The organism is Ureibacillus sp. MALMAid1270, assembly GCF_049202975.1.
Lineage (GTDB): Bacteria > Bacillota > Bacilli > Bacillales_A > Planococcaceae > Ureibacillus.
The window spans coordinates 1-19,320 of the sequence record NZ_JBMIRP010000071.1 but is presented as its reverse complement, the minus strand read 5'-3'; the positions used below and the strand labels follow the sequence as shown (position 1 = coordinate 19,320).

The following is a 19,320-nucleotide window of genomic DNA, read 5'->3' as shown; positions in this document are numbered from 1 at the left end:
AAACCATCTTTCAACAATCTAACAGGAGATAGATTGTATTATTCGGTATTAGCCCCGGTTTCCCGGAGTTATCCCAAACTATAGGGCAGGTTGCCCACGTGTTACTCACCCGTCCGCCGCTAACCTTTCAAAGCAAGCTTTGAAAGGTCCGCTCGACTTGCATGTATTAGGCACGCCGCCAGCGTTCGTCCTGAGCCAGGATCAAACTCTCCATAAATGAAAATTTGATAAAGCTCAAATTTTTGCTGGCATCTTTATGATGTCCAAAATTGTGTTTCTATTAAGAAACGTTTAATTCATTAACGTTTTGTTGTTCAGTTTTCAAGGTTCATTTGACTCGCCGTTCAAACAGCGACTTTATTATCATATCAACTTATTTAAAAGTTGTCAATGACTTTTAATTTTTTTATCACTTCTTTTTCAGAAGCGACTCGTATTAAATTATCACTAACAAACCAATATGTCAACACTTTTGTAAGTGTTTTTTATTAATATATCAGCAACGTTTATTAATATAACATCATCATTGGAGGAATTCAAGTCTACTACAAAAAGTAAAACTATTTCATTTATTTAGATAATACTAGGCAAATAACAATCTTACATTCAGATCGTCTTTCTTCTATATAAATAGAAAAGAGCATTGATGAACTCAACATGAATTCATCAATGCTCTTAGAATTTAGTTTTAAAGAGTAATTAAGTAAACTAAGAAGATTAATCCGAAGATATACATAATTGGATGTACTTCTTTACCTTTTCCTTTAATAATCATTGTTAATGGGTAGAAAATGAATCCTACTGCGATACCTGTTGCAATTGAACTTGTGAAAGGCATCATGATCATTGTTAGGAAAGCTGGTACAGCAATTTCGAAACGGCTCCATTCAATTTGTCCAAGAGAAGAAACCATTAAAATTCCTACTACTATTAAAGCTGGTGCAGTAACAGCAGATGTAATAACTGATAATACTGGTGAGAAGAATAAAGCTAATAAGAATAATACACCTGTTACAATAGAAGCAAATCCAGTTCTAGCACCTGCAGCAACACCTGATGAAGATTCTACATAAGATGTAACAGTTGATGTACCAAAGATTGAACCTACGATTGTTGCAATTGAGTCAGAAATAAGTGCTCTACCTGCACGTGGTAATTTATTATCTTTAACAAATCCAGCTTGGTTAGCAACCGCTACAAGTGTACCTGCGTTATCAAAGAAATCTACAAATAAGAAAGTTAAGATAACAGATAACATTGATAATGTGTAGAAGGTTGGATCTCCTAACGCACTAAATACTGAACCAAAAGTTGGTGCTACACTTGGTGGCATTGAAACAACACCTTCTGGTACAGGAACAACAGTAAAGATCATACCAACAATCGCCGTTAAGACCATACCGTAGAATACTCCACCTTTAACACCTTTAACTAAAAGGATGACAGTAACTACAAGACCAAAGATTGCTAGTAGCACTTCTGGATTATGAAGATCTCCAAGACCAACGATTGTAGCTTCACTTGCTGTAATAATTCCTGAAGTTTTTAATCCAATATATGCGATAAATAAACCGATACCCGCTCCAACAGCTAATTTTAACTCCATTGGAATCGCGTTAATTAATTTTTCACGTAAACCTGTTAATGTTAATAATAAGAAGAAAACACCTGAGATGAATACTGCAGCTAACGCATGTTGCCAAGGACTTCCACTACCTAATACTACTGTATAAGCAAAGAATGCGTTTAAACCTAATCCAGGAGCAAGACCTAAAGGATATCTTGCGACAATCCCCATAATGAAACAACCTACTGCTGCAGAAACAGCAGTTGCAACGAATACTGCACCGTAATCCATACGTAGTTCAGCTGGTAAGCCTTCTACATCCGCTAAAGTTAATGTTAGCGGGTTTACAACTAGAATGTATGCCATCGCAAGGAATGTTGTTAATCCACCTAAAAACTCACGACGATAATTTGTTCCAAGTTCTTCGAATTGGAAATACTTTTTCATTGTTATCCTCCGTTTTGTCGTTCCAATGTCAAAAATAAAAGACACACAACCTAATTGAAAGTCGCATGCCTACATTACCTCTATTGACTCTAGAAAGAAAAATAAATGAAATGAATGAATAATTGCATCTAGAGTGAATAGTCGTAGTCAAACTATTTAAGGTAGTTTGGTAGAAACTTTCGAGCCTTATTCTCGACATTATACGACGAAATATTTAATTTACGTTTAGTAATATATCATCATATAATTCAATTTTCAATCCCATTTACGAACATTTTTTAAAAAAATATAAATATAGTTCGTTAAATTTTAAACATTTACCCATAATTCCCCTTAATTAAGCAAAGAAGTATCACCAATTTTGGAATAATTGAGCACGATCTTTAAAACTAGGTTGTTCGGAATCAACTAATTCGATCCTTGCCCCAAACAAAAAACCTCTCGATTACTCCAAAATGAAACAATCAAGAGGTTTGAAATGTACTACAATGATCCTATTCCCACTCAATCGTCGCTGGTGGCTTAGATGTAATATCATAGAGCACGCGGTTTACGTGTTTTACTTCGTTTACGATACGTACTGAGATTTTTTCTAATACGTCCCAAGGGATACGTGCCCAGTCAGAAGTCATACCGTCGATTGATGTTACCGCACGGATACCTACTGCATAATCGTACGTACGAGCATCGCCCATTACACCTACAGAACGGATATCAGGTAATACTGCGAAGTATTGCCAAATATCACGGTCAAGACCAGCTTTTTTGATCTCTTCGCGTAAGATATAGTCTGCTTCACGAACTATTTCTAATTTATCTTCTGTTACTTCTCCAAGTACACGGATACCTAGTCCAGGACCTGGGAATGGTTGACGCCAAACAACTTCTTCAGGAAGTCCTAGCTCTAAACCTAATGCACGAACTTCGTCTTTGAATAAAGTTTTTAAAGGTTCGATTAACTCGAACTTCATATTTTCTGGTAATCCACCTACATTATGGTGAGATTTAATTGTTTGAGCTGTTGATGTACCAGATTCAATAATATCTGTATATAAAGTTCCTTGTGCAAGGAAATCCATATCTTTTAATCTAGATGATTCTTCATCAAACACATAAATAAATTCGTTACCGATTATTTTACGTTTTTTCTCTGGATCAGAAACACCTTTTAGTTTATTCATGAAACGTTCACGTGCATCGATTTTGATTACTTTCATATCGAAGTCTTCTGTGAAAGTTTTCATAACTTGTTCTACTTCACCTTTACGGTTTAAGTTGTGGTCTACGAACATACAAGTTAATTGGTCACCAATTGCTTTATGGATTAAAACTGCAACTACTGAAGAGTCTACCCCACCTGACAATGCACAAAGAACTTGTTTATCGCCTACTTGTTCACGGATTTTTTCTATCTCGATCTCGATGAAGTTAGCCATTGACCAATCGCCTTTTGCTCCACAAATATCGAACACAAACTGGCGTAAAATATCATTTCCATATACAGAATGGCGAACTTCAGGATGGAATTGTACCGCATATAATCCACGTTCAACATTTTGCATTGCAGAAATCGGACAAGATGCGCTCGTTGCAATTACTTCAAAGCCTTCTGGAACTTGTGTTACAAGGTCTCCATGGCTCATCCATACAACTTGGTCTTTCGGAAGGTCGCCAAATAATTTATTTGCAACAGTTACATTTAACTCTGCTTTACCATACTCACGATGGTCAGCTGCTTCAACTTTTCCACCTAGTGTATGTGACATTAATTGCATTCCGTAGCAAATTCCTAAAATTGGTAAACCTAATTCAAAGATTGCTTTATCTACTTTAAAAGCATTTTCATCATAAACTGAGTTTGGACCACCTGAAAATATGATACCAACTGCGTTCATTTCTTTAATTTCTTCAGCTGTAATAGTGTGTGGATGTAATTCAGAGAAAACGCCAAATTCACGAATACGACGCGTGATTAGTTGATTGAATTGACTCCCAAAGTCTAGTACGACAATTTTTTCTTGTTCTTTTAACAACGGAGTAGTTGACACGTTTTACACCTCTTCTATAGTTTGAAGACTGCACCCCAAAATAATCATTATCCTGATAAAGTGAAATTTATACAGTAGTTTTTATTATTCTCCACAGATTGTTAATTGAACCAATCTTGTAATCACATCTTTTCACTCTCACCAAAACAAAACATATTTGTTTTTCCTCTTTTATAGAGTTGAAAGTTTTACGGATGGTTACACAGGAATAAAAAAACGCGTTGAAAAAAGTTTTCCGACGCGTTCATTTAAACTAAAGACGGGTAAAAGTACAGTCCAATAAAACTGCACAATTTACCCGCCCTCATAGATAAGTTATTTCAGGTAACTTAGTAGAAACATCCGAACCAGATTATCAGATTTATATGAAGGCAGCCTATCATATTTATTTTCCCTAAATTTTAACCCTACTATAATGTAAAATCAACTACTACTACGATTGATTAAATATTCCCAACTTTCTTTCATTTTATCAAAGTCTATATTTTGTAGGTTTTTCCCATAAATATATTCTTCATATACACGTGTAATTTTAGACATTTCATACGTTCCAAGAGCTTGATCGACTTCCTTCGCAAAGGATGTTAACGTTTGATCTTTTTTACGTTTCATCCCTCTATATTCAAGCACTTTTAATAACTGTAAGAACATTGCTTCGAAAGAGGATTCGCTCATCGTTTTTCGGCGATTCATTTGCACATATACCTTTGGCAACCACTTTTTCCTAGTAATCAATAATACTAAACCTACAAACAAAATTGTTAGATTTATGGACACAAATAGCATACGATTTTTATCGATTATTTTCATCAAGCTAGCAAAAAAGTTTTTATTATCTTCTTTCGTTGTAGGTGGCTGTTCTCTTTCTCTATCTAATTCTTCAACTGGTTGCTCTTGTTCTTCAAGAACTAACTCATCTTCTGGATTTGTTGTTTCTACATCAAACTCAATTGAGCGCATGTTAGAAAATCCAATTGTCGGCTCAAAGTTCACCCATCCAACATCAGGAATATACGCTTCCACCCATGAGTGAGCATTGTTATTTGTAATTTCAAAAGTTTTTATAGCACCATTAGAATCTACTATTTCTCCACCCATGAAGCCTTTCACCCAACGAGCAGGAATTCCAATGGAGCGTAACATAATTACCATCGAAGTAGAGAAGTTATCACAATAACCCATTTTAGTTTCAAATAAAAACTGATCGACGTAATCTTGCTCTGCTGTTGGAATTGCTACATTTGTCGTCTCATATTTGAAACCATTTCTAGAAAAGTAGCTTTCAATTGCTCTAGCCTTTTGATATGGAGTTTTAGCACCTTTTACAATATCATTTGCTAGCTCAACTACCCGATCAGGAAGCGTTTCTGGTAGTTGCAAGTATTGTTGAAATGCGGTCTCATCAATCTGGACACTCGGCTCACTTGTTAACTCACTATATAGATAAGTGGGCTTACTATATACAACACTATAACTCGGAGTTGTTAGAATTTTATTGTCCCCATAAGGATAAAGCTTTTCCGAGTTTGTATTCATGATAAATCCAACATTTGTATAGTTTTCTACATAGACTGGATCTATTTCTACTCTCTTTAATCCATATGGCTGCAGGATGAAATCAAATGGTTCTAATTGTACAATTTGAGCCACTTTTTCTTCTTCTTCAGGTCCAGTTGGTAACGAATATTGAATATCTGTACCTATACTAAAAAAGGCTGATTCGTCGGGGATAATCGCTGACTGCTCCCACCCTTTCGATGTATAAAAGTCCTTCGTCTCCACTCGCCAATACTGTTTCGATTCTGCTTCTGCCATAAAGACAACAGTATCATCAGCAACGAAGGCACCTCCTAATCTACCATCATTTGTACCGTAACCAACTTTTGAAACCCCATTACCAGCACTTTCACCTTCCCCTTGACCAGTTGCTGATTTGATAAACGGGACTGGGTCTGGCCATATCGGTTCCGACTTTGGTAATAGAAGTCCGAAAATATTTACTAACCCAATTAACAGAATCGCAGGAATTAGTAAATTTATATATTTGTGCCACGGTATTGTAATACCAGCTTGTACAATTAGACCTTTTAAATATAAAAACACAGTCATAAGTAACCCTAGTAAAACAACTTTAACCATCGCAAAAGTACCATCATATTCAGTAAAGGTATCTAATGTTGCGATGAAGAAAATTGTTAATACAAGGAAGTAAAAAATCGTTCTACGGACTGTAATCCAATAATGGATTAAATAGATTAACATCCAAATTAATATAAAGAATAAAAACGTGCGGAATGGATCGGTAATTTCAAGCCATCTACCACTAAAGACAGTAATAAGATTATATTGCATCTCGAAAAGTAGAAACCCAAGTCCATCAGATGAGAAAATAGATAAATCACTATAAACACTCGTAATGAACCATGCAATGTAAACCACTTTAACAATCCACGAAAGAATAAAATGTAAATTTAATAAACTACTAATTAAGCATAATGCAATAAATACTAATATTAACCCTAAGTGGCCCGTTTTCGTAAGTTCTAAAATAGGGATTAGCCACTCTTGTAGGATTAAAAATATGATTAAATAGTAGACTGCTAATTCGATTGAGTGAAAGTTTTTTATTTTCACGGCTTTGACACCTCCGTGAATGCTTTATGAAAATGCTCTTTTGATAGTGAAATCACTTTGACATTAGGATAATTTCTTTTCGTCATAACATAATCATCACCTACGACAAAACAAATTGCGCCGCGCATTAAATTATTGCTATTCATAAAGAAATGAGACATTTCCTCAGTAAAATTACCCGTTATAAAAATGAACGTTGATGAATTTAAATTCTTTAACTCTCTCGTAAGAATCGAATAAATGGATTCATTGGCATCGGGCTGAACAGTAGCTAGATGCTTTAAAGTCTTTTGAAATTGACTTTGAGTTTTAATATTCGGGAAGTAACTTCTAGTTGATCCATAAGATAAAAATGAGATATCTCCCTGATTTTTTACGACACTACGTAGTATAGAAGCCGTTAAGTCTACTACATTTTCAAAATTGTAAGGAATCGTTCGGTCCATACATAGGAATATATGTTGAGTCGTCCTGTCTTCGAATTCCTTTGTTCGTAATGTTTCATTTTTAGCGAACGACTTCCAGTGAATCCACGAGAAGCGATCTCCTGGCTGGTAATCTCGAACTCCAGTTACCATGCTCGTATCTTTTACAATTGGCACAACAGAAGCAATTCCACCTTGGTCATATTGCATTTGAATTTGGTTATATCTTAATTCTGTTATTTTTGGATAAACGATAAATGTTTGTGAATCAGCGACAATTTTTGTTCGTTTTGCCCAGCCAAAAAAGTCAGTTACTGTGAATTCTAATCCTTGAAACGTAAACTGCCCTCTATTTAAATTTCTTAATTCATAAGTCCATTCAAAATTTCTTTTCCATCCAACAAAGAAAATATTGCTTATGTTACCGTTTGCTTTATCATGAAACTGCTTGTCTAGATTGATCTCACAGACTGTTAAAAAAAGTAGCGGAAACCATGTTTTATTTTGAAAAGCAACAGTAACACGAGCAGTATCTCCTCTTTCTACAACTGAAGGTCTAATCTCCCTACTAACACTATGAATATTGATTGGTACAAGAGATAATAAAAATGAATACAGTAAAAAGGGGATTAATGAATAGAAAAGAAACCAGCTAACAAATCCACCTTGAAACATCGCATAACTAAAGGTAATTACCATTAACAAAATAATGAGGATAATACTACCTACTTTTTTGAAGACTGGCTTTACCTTTTTCATTTTTCAGCATACCTTTTTATCGGAACAACTGCTTGGTTTACAATTCGATTTAAGATTGATTCTTGTGTAATTCCCTCATATCTTGCTTCAGGTCTTAAAATTAGTCTATGCGCAAACACATATGGCACTAAATATTGAACGTCATCTGGTACTACATAATCACGGTTTTGCATTTTTGCTAGAGCTTGCGATGCTTTCATTAGAGCAATAGAGGCACGAGGGCTTACACCGAGATATACTTCACTTACTTTTCTAGTTGCCCTTGCAATTTGTACAATATACGCTTTTATAGAGTCATCCACATATACACTTTTTACTTCCTCTTGTAGCTCTAATAATTCGCTTAAACTAATAACAGATTCAAGATTTACAATCGGTTGATTAATTTCAGCTCTGCGTAACACTTCTACTTCCTCTTGAGGAGATGGATAACCCATTCTAATTTTTAGCATGAAACGATCTAGCTGTGCTTCTGGTAATGGATAAGTTCCTTCATATTCGATTGGATTTTGAGTTGCCATTACAAAAAATGGTTTCGGAATTTGAATTGTCTCACCATCAATCGATACGGAAGCCTCTTCCATACTCTCTAACAAAGCAGATTGTGTTTTCGGCGAAGTTCTGTTAATCTCATCTGCTAAAATAATATTTCCTAAAATTGGCCCAGGTCTAAATTCAAATTGCAATGTTTTTGGATTATATATTGAAACACCAATTACATCTGAAGGTAGTAAATCAGGGGTAAATTGTATACGTTTAAACTCAGCTCCAACAGATTTAGCTAGAGCACGTACCATCATAGTTTTACCCACTCCAGGTACATCTTCTAGTAAAACATGTCCTCCTGCAAGCATTGCAATTACGCTTAATTGCGCAACTTCACGCTTACCTATCATCACTTTTTCAATATTATTAATAATCGATTCTATCTTTACGTGCATTTTACGAAACCTCCCAATCTCGGTGCAGCATTAGTCAGAATTTACAAAAAATATATATAAAGCATAACGAAATCCTTAATCGAAAACAACTAATTGCAACTAAAATAACCTAATTTTACAAAATGTGACAAATAGTCTATACTCTTAAACTTTCTATTATATGTGGAAATTAATCAATTATTTCCTAATTCATTTATTCATAATGATAATATTTCTGGCCATAAAAAAATAAAACTCGACCCTAAAATGATTGAGTTATTTTGAATGAAAAAAACCTTATGAAAACAAATTATTTATATGGAGGTACGATAAGTGTCTATTTGAGACTTCTTCGTGACAGAATTTACTCTTTTACTTTTTTTTAAAAGGTTATTACGAAGATTTGCCATTAAATCGGCTTCACTTTGTATACCTTTAATAAATCCACTTTTTTCTTCTCTTTTGATTCTTTTTTTAGTCGTAGGTTGTTGTGACTGCGCATTTTCTTGTTTTTTATGTTTACTTTGATGTTGCCCAGACTTATGTTCATTTTCTTCGCCTTCACTTATTAATCTAAATATACGCTCATTTGTTTGTAAATACTGTCTAGAATTACGAAATATACTGCTATTAACTGCAGATACTCGAGAAGCTCTCATGGTACACTTACCTCCTTCGTATGGTTTGATAGTACTTATTCTATTCTTATTATCGGGTAATATTGTTGGAAATAAAGAAAAACCAGACTAAACTTCCATAGTCTGGTTAGTAATATGATTCATTAACTACTTCCAAAAATCATCGAAAATAGTAATTGGCATATTACGTTTATGTTGAGATCTTAAAAAATGTCCTTCGATTATTTTACTAGCTTCTTCAGGAACAGTTTTTCCTTCTAAATAGTCATCAATCAATTCATATGTAACGCCTAAAGCTTCTTCGTCAGGAAGTGCAGGACGTTCTTCTTCTAAATCAGCTGTAGGTGTTTTTAAATACAGATGTTGTGGGCAATCTAAATGGGCTAAGATCTGTTTTCCTTGACGCTTATTCAATCGGAAAATAGGTACTAGATCGACACCGCCATCTCCGTATTTTGTATAAAACCCAGTAACAGCTTCTGCAGCGTGATCTGTACCAACAACAACCCCTGCATTCATAGCAGCAATTGAGTATTGCACTTTCATTCGTTCACGGGCTTTTTCGTTTCCTTTAGCAAAATCGCTTAACGTAATTCCAGCATCCAATAACGATTTAACGCTAGCATCAACTGCAGGTTTAATATTCACCGTGATGACCTTAGTTGGTTTTACAAATTTGATGACATCTTGTGCATCTTGTTCATCCAATTGCACTCCATAAGGTAAGCGGACTGCAATCGTTTCATATTTTTGTTCCCCAGCTTCTTCATTTAACTCATCGACAGCTAATTGGATTAGTTTTGCTACCAATGTCGAGTCTTGTCCACCACTGATTGCAATGACAAAAGACTTGAGAAATGAATGTTTTTTAGCATATTGTTTTAGAAATTCGACTGATTTTTTAATTTCCTCTTCCGGACTAATCTGTGGCTGTACCTTTAGTTCTTCAATAATCTTTCTTTGCAAATCCCCCATCGCACTACCTCCTAACGATTTTCCATATCATGAACCATATTTTGAACTTCTTGTATGTTCCTCATTTTGTTATCCCAACATTTTTGACTTAAGTCTACAGGATATTCTTCTGGGTTTAGCGAACGCTTATATTCATCCCATAATAGATCTAATCTATCAAAGGCATACTTTTGCATTTCCATAACAGAAGGGCTTTCATAAACAATTTCACCTTGATCAATTACTTTTTTGTGTAAATTCTGCGCTTCAAAATTTGTCACAAACTTTGATATGAATGTATGAATTGGATGGAACATTTTTAAACGTTCTTCTGATTGTGGATCTTCATCTGCCATTGTTATATAATCGCCTTCTGCTTTACCGTTTTCTTTGTCGATAATTCGATAGACGTTTTTTAAACCAGGTGTAGATACTTTTTCTGCATTTGCTGTAATTTTAATCGTATCTTCTAGTACTCCCGATTCGTTTTCGATAGCTACAATTTTATAAACTGCACCTAATGCTGGTTGATCATAAGCAGTAATAAGTTTTGTGCCAATTCCCCATGAATCTACCTTTGCACCTTGTGCTTTTAGATTCAAAATCGTGTATTCATCTAAATCATTTGAAACGATCACTTTTGCCTCTGTGAATCCTGCCTCATCTAACATTCTTCTAGCTTCTTTAGACAAGAATGCAATGTCACCACTGTCAAGACGAATGCCGATAAAGTTGATTTTGTCACCTAGTTCTTTCGCTACTCGAATTGCAGTTGGTACTCCGGATTTTAATGTGTTGTACGTATCAACTAAGAATACACAATCTTTATGTCTCTTCGCATAAGAATGAAATGCTTCATACTCACTCTTATAGGCTTGAACCATAGCGTGGGCATGTGTACCTGACACTGGTATATTAAACAATTTTCCCGCTCTTACATTGGAAGTCGAATTAAAACCACCAATAATGGCTGCACGTGCACCCCAAATCGCTGCATCCATTTCTTGAGCTCTTCTTGAACCAAACTCTGCAGCTGTATCATTTAGAATGATATGTTTAATTCTACTAGCTTTTGTAGCAATTAATGTTTGATAGTTTACAATATTTAGTAATGCAGTTTCTATTAATTGTGCTTCTGCTAATGAAGACTCTATTCGAATTAAAGGCTCATTAGCAAAGACAACTTCCCCTTCAACCACCGAATGTATCGTACCTGTAAAACGAACTGTCTTTAAATAGTCAATAAAGTCTTCCTTATAACCTAATTGTTTTAGATACTCAATATCTGATTCACTGAATTTAAAATTTCTTAAATAGTCTAAAATACGCTCTAATCCAGCAAATATTGCATACCCGTTTCCAAAAGGTAATTTACGGAAGTATAGCTCGAATACAGCCTTACGATTATGGATCCCATCAGCCCAATAGCTTTCTGCCATATTAATTTGATATAGGTCTGTGTGTAATGATAAGCTATCGTCTGTAAAATTTGATTTCATTAGAAAGCCCCTTCTTCCAATTTCATAATTAATCTTAGTATACACCATTTACTTTCATGTTCTAATCGATTAAGTATTAGTTTTCAGTATTTTTATAATTCTTACTTCATTATTGTTTTGCTTTTTTCCTCTTAATTTCATTTAATTATACTAATAACACATATACTACATTTGGGAGTTTATCTAGGGAGATATGTAAAAATGGCTGAATATGAAGCTTCAATCCTATTCCAGAATATTAGTTTTCAACAAGGGGAAAACTTAATATTGGATAACATTTCTGGTTCAATTCATAGAGGAAAAATTACAGCACTTGTTGGTCCATCTGGGGCAGGAAAATCTACTTTGTTAAAGTTATGTAATGGACTAAAGTCTCCTACTAAAGGGGATATTTTTATTGATAATCAATCGATTACAAATATTGAACCTACATCTTTAAGAAGACAGGTAGGTATGGTCTTACAGAATGCTCCGATTATTCGGGGAAGCGTTTATGATAATCTTGCACTTCCATTAAAATTACAGAAAATGAGTTTATCTAAAGAAGATGCGATATCCATGTTGAATACTGTCGGCTTAGATGGAGGATTATTGAACAGAGATGCCAGCAATTTATCTGGTGGGCAAAAACAGAAATTATCTATTGCGCGCACATTAGTAAATCGATCCAAGATTTTATTATTAGATGAAATCACATCTGCCTTGGATCCTGTTTCAAAACACGAAATTGAGCAACTCATCATAAAGATTCATAAAAAATATGAAGTAACCATCGCTTGGATTACACACAATATTCAACAAGCAATAGAATTAGGAGATTTCATTTGGGTAATGATGAACGGTAAGTTAGAGGAACATGGGGACAAAACATTATTAAGTTGTACTAAAAATACAAAAGTACAACGTTTTATTGAGGGGGAAATTAGAGTATGACTTATACTTCTTTATCTCTAACACTCATCTTTGTCCTTATTCCACTAATTCTTTCAAAAACATTACATCTAGGACTTGAAAAAGATACGGTTATTGCAACGGTTCGTTCCATTATTCAACTGTTAGCTGTAGGTTATGTATTAAAATTTGTTTTTGATTCCGATAGTTTTATTTATATATTCCTAATGATTGTATTAATGTTAGTGGCAGCTACATTAAATGCACGAAAAAGGGGAAAGCTATTAAGGGTATTACTTGGAAAATTGCCTTTACACTTATCATTGTAGAAATTGTCACTCAAAGTATTCTTCTTGGGTTAAATATAGTCCCACCAACTGCACAATATATCATTCCTATTAGTGGGATGTTAATTGGGAACTCGATGGTTCTTTCTATATTATTTTTAAATCGCTTTACTGCAGAAATAGAAGGAAATAAGGATTCAATTGAACTTATACTTTCCTTAGGTGGTACTCCTAAGCAAGCAATACATACACAACTAAAAAGTGCAATTAGAGCAAGTATGATTCCCACAATAGAAAGTCAAAAAACAATTGGTCTCGTTCAACTTCCTGGAATGATGAGTGGACAAATTATAGGTGGGGCAGATCCTGTAATTGCAGTTCAGTTTCAAATATTAGTTATTTTCGCATTATTGACAACAGCTGCACTTTCAAGCATCTTGATTGGCTTTTTATCTTATCCAACGCTGTTTAATGAAAGGGTTCAATTCATCGAAAATGTTCTTTTGAAATAATTTGAAAATTTAATTTATTTTCGAAAATTAACTACATTTTCTCAATTATGATATAATTTTAAAAAAAGAAGGAGCTAACATATATGCCATTATTAAGAGACTTTTTCATTCATTTATCTGAAAATCAATTATTAAACAGTGCTGCACAAAAATACGGTCTAAAGCTAGGCGCACAAAGTGTTGTAGCGGGTACTAACATTCAAGAAGCAATTGAAAGTATGAAGGAACTTAATAGACATGGGATTTCTTGTACAGTCGATAATTTAGGTGAATTCGTCTATGAAAAATCAGAAGCAACAAAAGCAAAAGAGCAAATTTTAGCTGTTATCGAAGCAATCCATGAACATGGTGTAGATTCTCACATTTCAGTAAAACCTTCTCAAGTTGGTTTAGATATTGATTATGATTTTTGTTATGACAACTTAATGGAAATTGTAGGAAAAGCTCACGAATATAAAATACATGTTAACTTCGATCAAGAGACATATGAACGACTTCAACCAACTTTTGATCTAATGGAAAAAATTTCAGAAACATACGATAATGTTGGAACTGTTATTCAAGCATATTTCTTTAATGCAAAAGAAAACATTGAAAAATATAAAGACTATCGTTTACGTATTGTAAAAGGTGCTTATAAAGAACCAGCAGATGTTGCATATCAAGACAAGCATGATATCGACCTTAACTTCATCGAGTTGATCGAGTATCACTTATTACATGGTAAATTTACATCCATCGCAACACATGACCATAACATCATTAACCATGTTAAACAATTTGTTAAAGATCATGATATTCCAAACGATAAATTCGAATTCCAAATGCTTTATGGTTTCCGTAAAGAAATGCAATTAGAGCTTGCTAAAGAAGGTTACAACTTCTGTACTTATGTACCGTTCGGTAGTGATTGGTACGGATATTTCATGCGTCGCCTTGCTGAACGTCCACAAAACCTTAACCTTGTGACAAAACAAGTGTTTAATAAGAAAACAAACACAGTACTTGGTGTAGCTGCTGCTGCATTCATCTTAGGTCGATTAACTAAGAGAAAATAATATAAAAGAGGGTGTCTTAAAAGTTTAGCTTTTAAGACACCCTCTTATTTTATTTATTCCATCCTTTTTCTTTGAACCTAGAGATCGCTTCAATTCGATTCCCTACACCTAATTTATCTAGAATAGCTGAAATGTAGTTTCTCACTGTTCCTTGTGATAAATATAGTTCAGAGGCAATTTCCTTTGTTGTTTTACCTTCTGCTACAAGCTCTAAGACCTGGCTTTCTCGGTCTGTTAGCGGATTTTCACTTTCTTCTTCATAAACAAAATCAACTAACTCTGGTGCATAAATTCTTTTCCCATCAATAATTGTTCGTATAGAATGTACAAGTTCCTCGATCGGGCTATCTTTTAACAAGTACCCTTTTACCCCTGCTTTTCTTGCTCTTTCGAAATATCCCGGTCTAGCAAATGTCGTAAGGATAATGATTTTACAATTACTATTGATTGAATGTAAATGCTCTGCTGCATCTAACCCTGTTTTTACTGGCATTTCAATATCCATAATACAAATATCTGGTTGAAGCTGTTCCACTAGCTTAATTGCCTCTTCGCCATTTTTTGCAAGTCCCACTACTTCCATATCATCTTCCATATTAAGTAGTGATTTCATTGCACCTAAAAGCATGCCTTGATCCTCTGCAATAACAATTCGAATCAAATCATTCACTCTCCTTTTGATGGGTAATGGCAAGTGGAACACTAATGTAAAGTACTGTACCTTCGTTATTACTTTCAAAGTTAACAGTACCGTTGATAAATTCTAGTCTTTCTCTCATTCCTCTTACGCCGTTACCATAGATATTTTCACTTTTACTAAATCCAATTCCATTATCCATGATCTTGATAAATGTCTCGTTATTATCTTGTCCAATTGTGACAGTACATTTTTTTGCACGACTATGTTTTACCACATTGGTAATACCTTCTTTTAGACACATGCTTAGAACGTTTTCTACGAGGACTGGAATTTTCAACTGTTGTGCATCGCCCACCAGTTCATATTTTATGTTCGCTGCTGTTAATATTTGTTCGACACGGATCAATTCTTCATTTAATTTTATTGCTCTCATATTCGACACAAGTTCACGTACTTCCTTCAACGCAATACTTGCAGTTTGACGAATGTCTTTTATTTCATTGATGGCTTCTTCTGGATTTTTTGTAACAAGACGATTCGCAAGATCACTTTTTAGAACAATCAGTGATAGCTTTTGTCCTAATGTATCGTGTAAGTCACGAGCAATACGTTGTCGTTCCTCATAAATGATTAATTCTGCAATTCGCTCTTTTGCAACCTCAAGTTCCCCTTCTAAATTCTCCCTCTTGTTGCGGTTATATAATGTAAATGGAAGCAATACAACACCTAATACTGTAATAATGAGAAACGGTGTTTGAGATATGAATAAATGTAAGTTTAAGAAGTATCCAAACACGATTGCAATTACAGTGAAACCGATATGTAAACCATACATAATATAAAAACCTACTGCATTACGAATATTCCCTATAAAGAATGCAGTAAACAATGACAAATAGACATATCCGAACATTAAGGTCATGATTATATTTAATACTATTTCAAAACTGATCCACATGTAAACGAGACCGTTTTTAGAGTTAAATGAAAACCAATGGGATATGAAATAAACAAGTATTAAAAGAATCCCTATGACTATTTGAATATATGAATAGGAACGAATAAGAAAATAAAAAGGCAAAATGCAAAAAATGATCCAAACATAAATACTGATCCAAGGGTTTTTAGGAAAAATCGTATACCAACTTTGCATTGTTAACCTCACAGCTTCTTATATTTCCTTTTATTATAACAGTACATAAAATTTATGACACTTTCTCCTAACTAGAATTTAATTAGTCTTTAGATAAATACAACTCGACCTATTTGGTCGAGTTGTATTACACTCTTATGCTGGCTAATAGCGATTTTTTATCGTAACAAATAACTTATTAGATAGTTTACCTTTACACATGAATAGATTTATTTTTCACTTGAATCGATTTTTCCACTTCTTTAAATGATACAAACTTTTTCTGTTTCGAATCATAAAGTTTATAGCGAACTGATTCTAAACTAGTTTTTAGTGTAATGGTTGTTGCCTTTTGTAGCGGCGGTATTGCTTCGTGAGCTTCTTCTAATTTATAGTTCGGGACTCTTGGTGCAAGATGGTGAACGTGATGATAACCGATATTTCCAGTTACCCATTGTAATACTTTTGGTAATTTATAATACGAACTACCTTCTACTGCTGCTTTTACATAATCCCATTCTGGATCGTACTCAAAATAAGATTCTTCATAAGTATGTTGGATATAGAATAACCAAATCCCCATTGATCCTGCTACAAATAAAGTAATCCCATGAACTAATAAAAACGATTGCCATCCTAAGAAAAATATAATTGTCGCACATAGTAATAGCACCATGATATTAATAAAGTACGTATTTAAACGTTCTTTTTTCTTTGCATCCTTAACATTAAAACGATTTAACACTAACACTAAATATAATGGCCCTAATCCAAACATGACAATTGGATTTCGGTATAAACAATATGCAAGACGACCCCATTTAGATTTCGCTAAATACTCATCAACAGTAAGCATATCAATATCGCCAATTCCACGTTTATCAAGATTTCCACTTGAAGCATGGTGGATTAAGTGCTCACGTCTCCATTTCATATATGGAAAAGAAGTTAAAATCCCAGTAATATTCCCGATAATATCGTTCGCTTTTTTATTTTTGAAGAATGAACCATGTGTACAATCATGGAATATGATAAACGTTCTAACTAAGAATGCCGAAGATAAAACGCTACACGCTACCGTTAGCCAAGGTGATATTGGAACTAAGTAATAACCAGCTACCCAAAGCATTAATAGTGGAATGATGGTATTAATTATCTGAAGGATACTCTTATTCCGTTCAGCTTTTGCATAGGCTGCCACTTCTTTTCGTAACTGTTTTGTTTTTTCAGCATCAGTCATAGTCAATGATATTCCCTCTTTCTAGTTTATTAATTATTTTCATCATACAAATATTAATTCATGTGTAATAGAAGCAAACATCACTAGTTATTCATTACAAATGTCATAAAATTAGTCACGATAAAAGTTAATTAGGGAGTTAACAAAATAAAAAAAACTATCCCGTTAATAATATTGGAATAGTTTTTTTCAATATGTGTGATGATTGTCATATATGACGAACGTCATATTTGGTAGATTTTGGTGACTCAATTAGAAAACCTGCAAATCCTGTTTTACTTTTTAAGAGTGATTTCAACACATACGAAACACTCGACTTTTTTTGAACAACGGAAGGAGTTTCAATACTTTGTGCCATAGCTTCACCCATTAATTGTATTTAATGCGTGGATCTAACACTCTATATAGAATGTCTGCAACTAAATTCATGAAAATGACCAATATCACAATGATAAATACACTCGCTTGTACAATTGCCATATCTCTTGTATTAATTGCTTGGATTAATAATTGTCCTAATCCTGGCCATGCAAAAACTGTTTCCGTTACAAGTGCACCACCGACTAATGTTGATGTTTGAAGTGCAGTAATCGTAATTACTGGAATAAGAGAGTTTCGAAAGGCATGTTTATAAATTACAAAAAAACTTCCGTAACCCTTTACTTTTAGCCGTTCGTATATAATCCTGATTTAAAATTTCAATCATACTTGAACGCACTAATCGCGTCATCTCAGCTGCTATACCTGTCCCAAGTGTTATAGTAGGTAAAATTAAGTGTTGCAAAGTACCTCTACCCGATACAGGAAGCCACCCTAATGTTACTGAGAATAGTAGAATCAACATAATCCCCAGCCAAAAGTTTGGCATAGCTCTTCTTAACACTGCCCCACCAGTAGCCACAAAATCCAACATAGAATTACGTTTCGTTCTGTCGCACGAAGTACTAAGAATAATGTTCGGTTTGAAACTTCTTGTTTTAAAGAAGTACCTTCATTAATTTCTACACGTTCCCAGTCTGCAGGAGGAATATTTGTAGCAATATCTACCCCACCAGCAAGCAACTCAGATACTCGCGTTGAATTTTCAGGGATTACACACAACGTTACTTTATCCCACTCATCTACTTTACCTATGAAGTAATCATCAAATAGTTCAAATACAATTCGATCATCTCTTACCCATTCAACTAACTTATATGGTCCTGTACCAATTGGATTTTCTAAGAAGTAATCCCATCCGTTTTCAACAATATATTTTTTCGGCAACATACCAGAACCTAAACGTGCAAGTCGGTGGATGATCGACGGTTCTTGAGCATGCGTAATGATTTGAACTGTATAAGCATCAATGATTTTCACTTCTTTAATTTGCTTATAGTTCGGATTTTCTTTTAACGATGAATCTGTTGCAATGCGCTCCAATGGAAACTTCACGTCTTCCGCTGTGAATTCATCGCCGTTATGGAATTTCACACCTTGTTTGAGTACAACTTCAATTGTTGTATCATCAACAATTTCAGAAATCGAGTGGGGCTGTCCAAAAAGCCCTAAAAAGAAAACAGATGAATGGAAATTTTGATTTCCCATTCATCTGTTTTCTATTTTCTTTGATTTTTAGTGAAAGTAGCTGGCGGATGCCTGCTACTTTCAGGAGATTGTGAGCCATTGC

General features: G+C 34.3%; 14 protein-coding genes, 1 rRNA gene, 2 pseudogenes and 2 riboswitches. Of the genes and pseudogenes, 3 read left to right on the top strand and 14 right to left on the bottom strand.

The window, feature by feature from the left end; translation table 11 throughout:
* From ACOQFO_RS09235 to ACOQFO_RS09195, 9 genes are all read right to left on the bottom strand, one after another.
* A 16S ribosomal RNA gene (locus ACOQFO_RS09235) occupies nt 1-217 on the bottom strand; the annotation flags it as partial.
* 471 nt (nt 218-688) lie between these two features.
* Entirely contained in the window at nt 689-2,014 is a 1,326-nt protein-coding gene (locus tag ACOQFO_RS09230) for an NCS2 family permease (RefSeq protein ID WP_421689391.1), read from the bottom strand.
* Nucleotides 2,015-2,138: 124 nt separating this feature from the next.
* Nucleotides 2,139-2,240, bottom strand: a riboswitch (purine riboswitch).
* A 268-nt stretch (nt 2,241-2,508) separates the two neighbouring features.
* Complete coding sequence (gene guaA, locus ACOQFO_RS09225) at nt 2,509-4,062, bottom strand: glutamine-hydrolyzing GMP synthase (RefSeq protein WP_421689390.1); 1,554 nt, start codon at nt 4,060-4,062, stop codon at nt 2,509-2,511.
* Nucleotides 4,063-4,349: 287 nt separating this feature from the next.
* Nucleotides 4,350-4,451: riboswitch (purine riboswitch) on the bottom strand.
* Nucleotides 4,452-4,485: 34 nt separating this feature from the next.
* On the bottom strand, nt 4,486-6,696 hold the full coding sequence (locus tag ACOQFO_RS09220; RefSeq protein ID WP_421689389.1) for a transglutaminase domain-containing protein: 2,211 nt from the start codon (nt 6,694-6,696) through the stop codon (nt 4,486-4,488).
* Complete coding sequence (locus tag ACOQFO_RS09215) at nt 6,693-7,880, bottom strand: DUF58 domain-containing protein (RefSeq protein ID WP_421689388.1); 1,188 nt, start codon at nt 7,878-7,880, stop codon at nt 6,693-6,695. Before ACOQFO_RS09215 ends, ACOQFO_RS09220 begins: the two co-directional genes overlap by 4 nt.
* Nucleotides 7,877-8,821 (bottom strand): AAA family ATPase, encoded by a 945-nt coding sequence (locus ACOQFO_RS09210; RefSeq protein WP_421689387.1) that lies wholly within the window; start codon nt 8,819-8,821, stop codon nt 7,877-7,879. Before ACOQFO_RS09210 ends, ACOQFO_RS09215 begins: the two co-directional genes overlap by 4 nt.
* A 293-nt stretch (nt 8,822-9,114) precedes the next feature.
* Entirely contained in the window at nt 9,115-9,459 is a 345-nt protein-coding gene (locus ACOQFO_RS09205; RefSeq protein ID WP_421689386.1) for a hypothetical protein, read from the bottom strand.
* Nucleotides 9,460-9,585: 126 nt separating this feature from the next.
* On the bottom strand, nt 9,586-10,413 hold the full coding sequence (nadE, locus tag ACOQFO_RS09200) for an ammonia-dependent NAD(+) synthetase (RefSeq protein WP_421689385.1): 828 nt from the start codon (nt 10,411-10,413) through the stop codon (nt 9,586-9,588).
* Between the two features lie 11 nt (nt 10,414-10,424).
* Nucleotides 10,425-11,891, bottom strand: coding sequence for a nicotinate phosphoribosyltransferase (locus tag ACOQFO_RS09195; protein WP_421689384.1), 1,467 nt, complete (start codon nt 11,889-11,891; stop codon nt 10,425-10,427).
* Between the two features lie 201 nt (nt 11,892-12,092).
* On the opposite strand from ACOQFO_RS09195, the gene ACOQFO_RS09190 reads away from it, so the two are divergent.
* The 3 genes and pseudogenes from ACOQFO_RS09190 (at nt 12,093) to ACOQFO_RS09180 (ending at nt 14,639) form a co-directional block, all read left to right on the top strand.
* Entirely contained in the window at nt 12,093-12,824 is a 732-nt protein-coding gene (locus tag ACOQFO_RS09190; RefSeq protein WP_421689383.1) for a phosphate ABC transporter ATP-binding protein, read from the top strand.
* Nucleotides 12,821-13,581, top strand: a pseudogene (locus tag ACOQFO_RS09185) (ABC transporter permease). The gene ACOQFO_RS09190 and the pseudogene ACOQFO_RS09185 overlap by 4 nt, the downstream one beginning before the upstream one ends.
* Before the next feature lie 83 nt (nt 13,582-13,664).
* The gene (locus ACOQFO_RS09180; protein WP_421689382.1) at nt 13,665-14,639 is read left to right on the top strand and encodes a proline dehydrogenase family protein; all 975 of its coding nucleotides are present in this window, start codon (nt 13,665-13,667) and stop codon (nt 14,637-14,639) included.
* A gap of 49 nt (nt 14,640-14,688) precedes the next feature.
* Here the strand turns inward: ACOQFO_RS09180 and ACOQFO_RS09175 are convergent, their stop codons facing one another.
* From ACOQFO_RS09175 to ACOQFO_RS09155, 5 genes and pseudogenes are all read right to left on the bottom strand, one after another.
* Complete coding sequence (locus ACOQFO_RS09175; protein WP_421689381.1) at nt 14,689-15,300, bottom strand: response regulator; 612 nt, start codon at nt 15,298-15,300, stop codon at nt 14,689-14,691.
* A 1-nt stretch (nt 15,301) separates the two neighbouring features.
* Nucleotides 15,302-16,432: a sensor histidine kinase gene (locus tag ACOQFO_RS09170; RefSeq protein ID WP_421689380.1), complete on the bottom strand. Its 1,131-nt coding sequence runs from the start codon at nt 16,430-16,432 to the stop codon at nt 15,302-15,304.
* A gap of 193 nt (nt 16,433-16,625) precedes the next feature.
* Nucleotides 16,626-17,651 (bottom strand): fatty acid desaturase, encoded by a 1,026-nt coding sequence (locus ACOQFO_RS09165; protein WP_421689392.1) that lies wholly within the window; start codon nt 17,649-17,651, stop codon nt 16,626-16,628.
* 369 nt (nt 17,652-18,020) lie between these two features.
* Nucleotides 18,021-18,576 (bottom strand): annotated as a pseudogene (locus ACOQFO_RS09160) (ABC transporter permease); the annotation flags it as partial.
* On the bottom strand, nt 18,528-19,238 hold the full coding sequence (locus tag ACOQFO_RS09155; protein WP_421689379.1) for an ABC transporter substrate-binding protein: 711 nt from the start codon (nt 19,236-19,238) through the stop codon (nt 18,528-18,530). The pseudogene ACOQFO_RS09160 and the gene ACOQFO_RS09155, both read right to left, overlap by 49 nt.
* Nucleotides 19,239-19,320 lie beyond the last annotated feature (82 nt).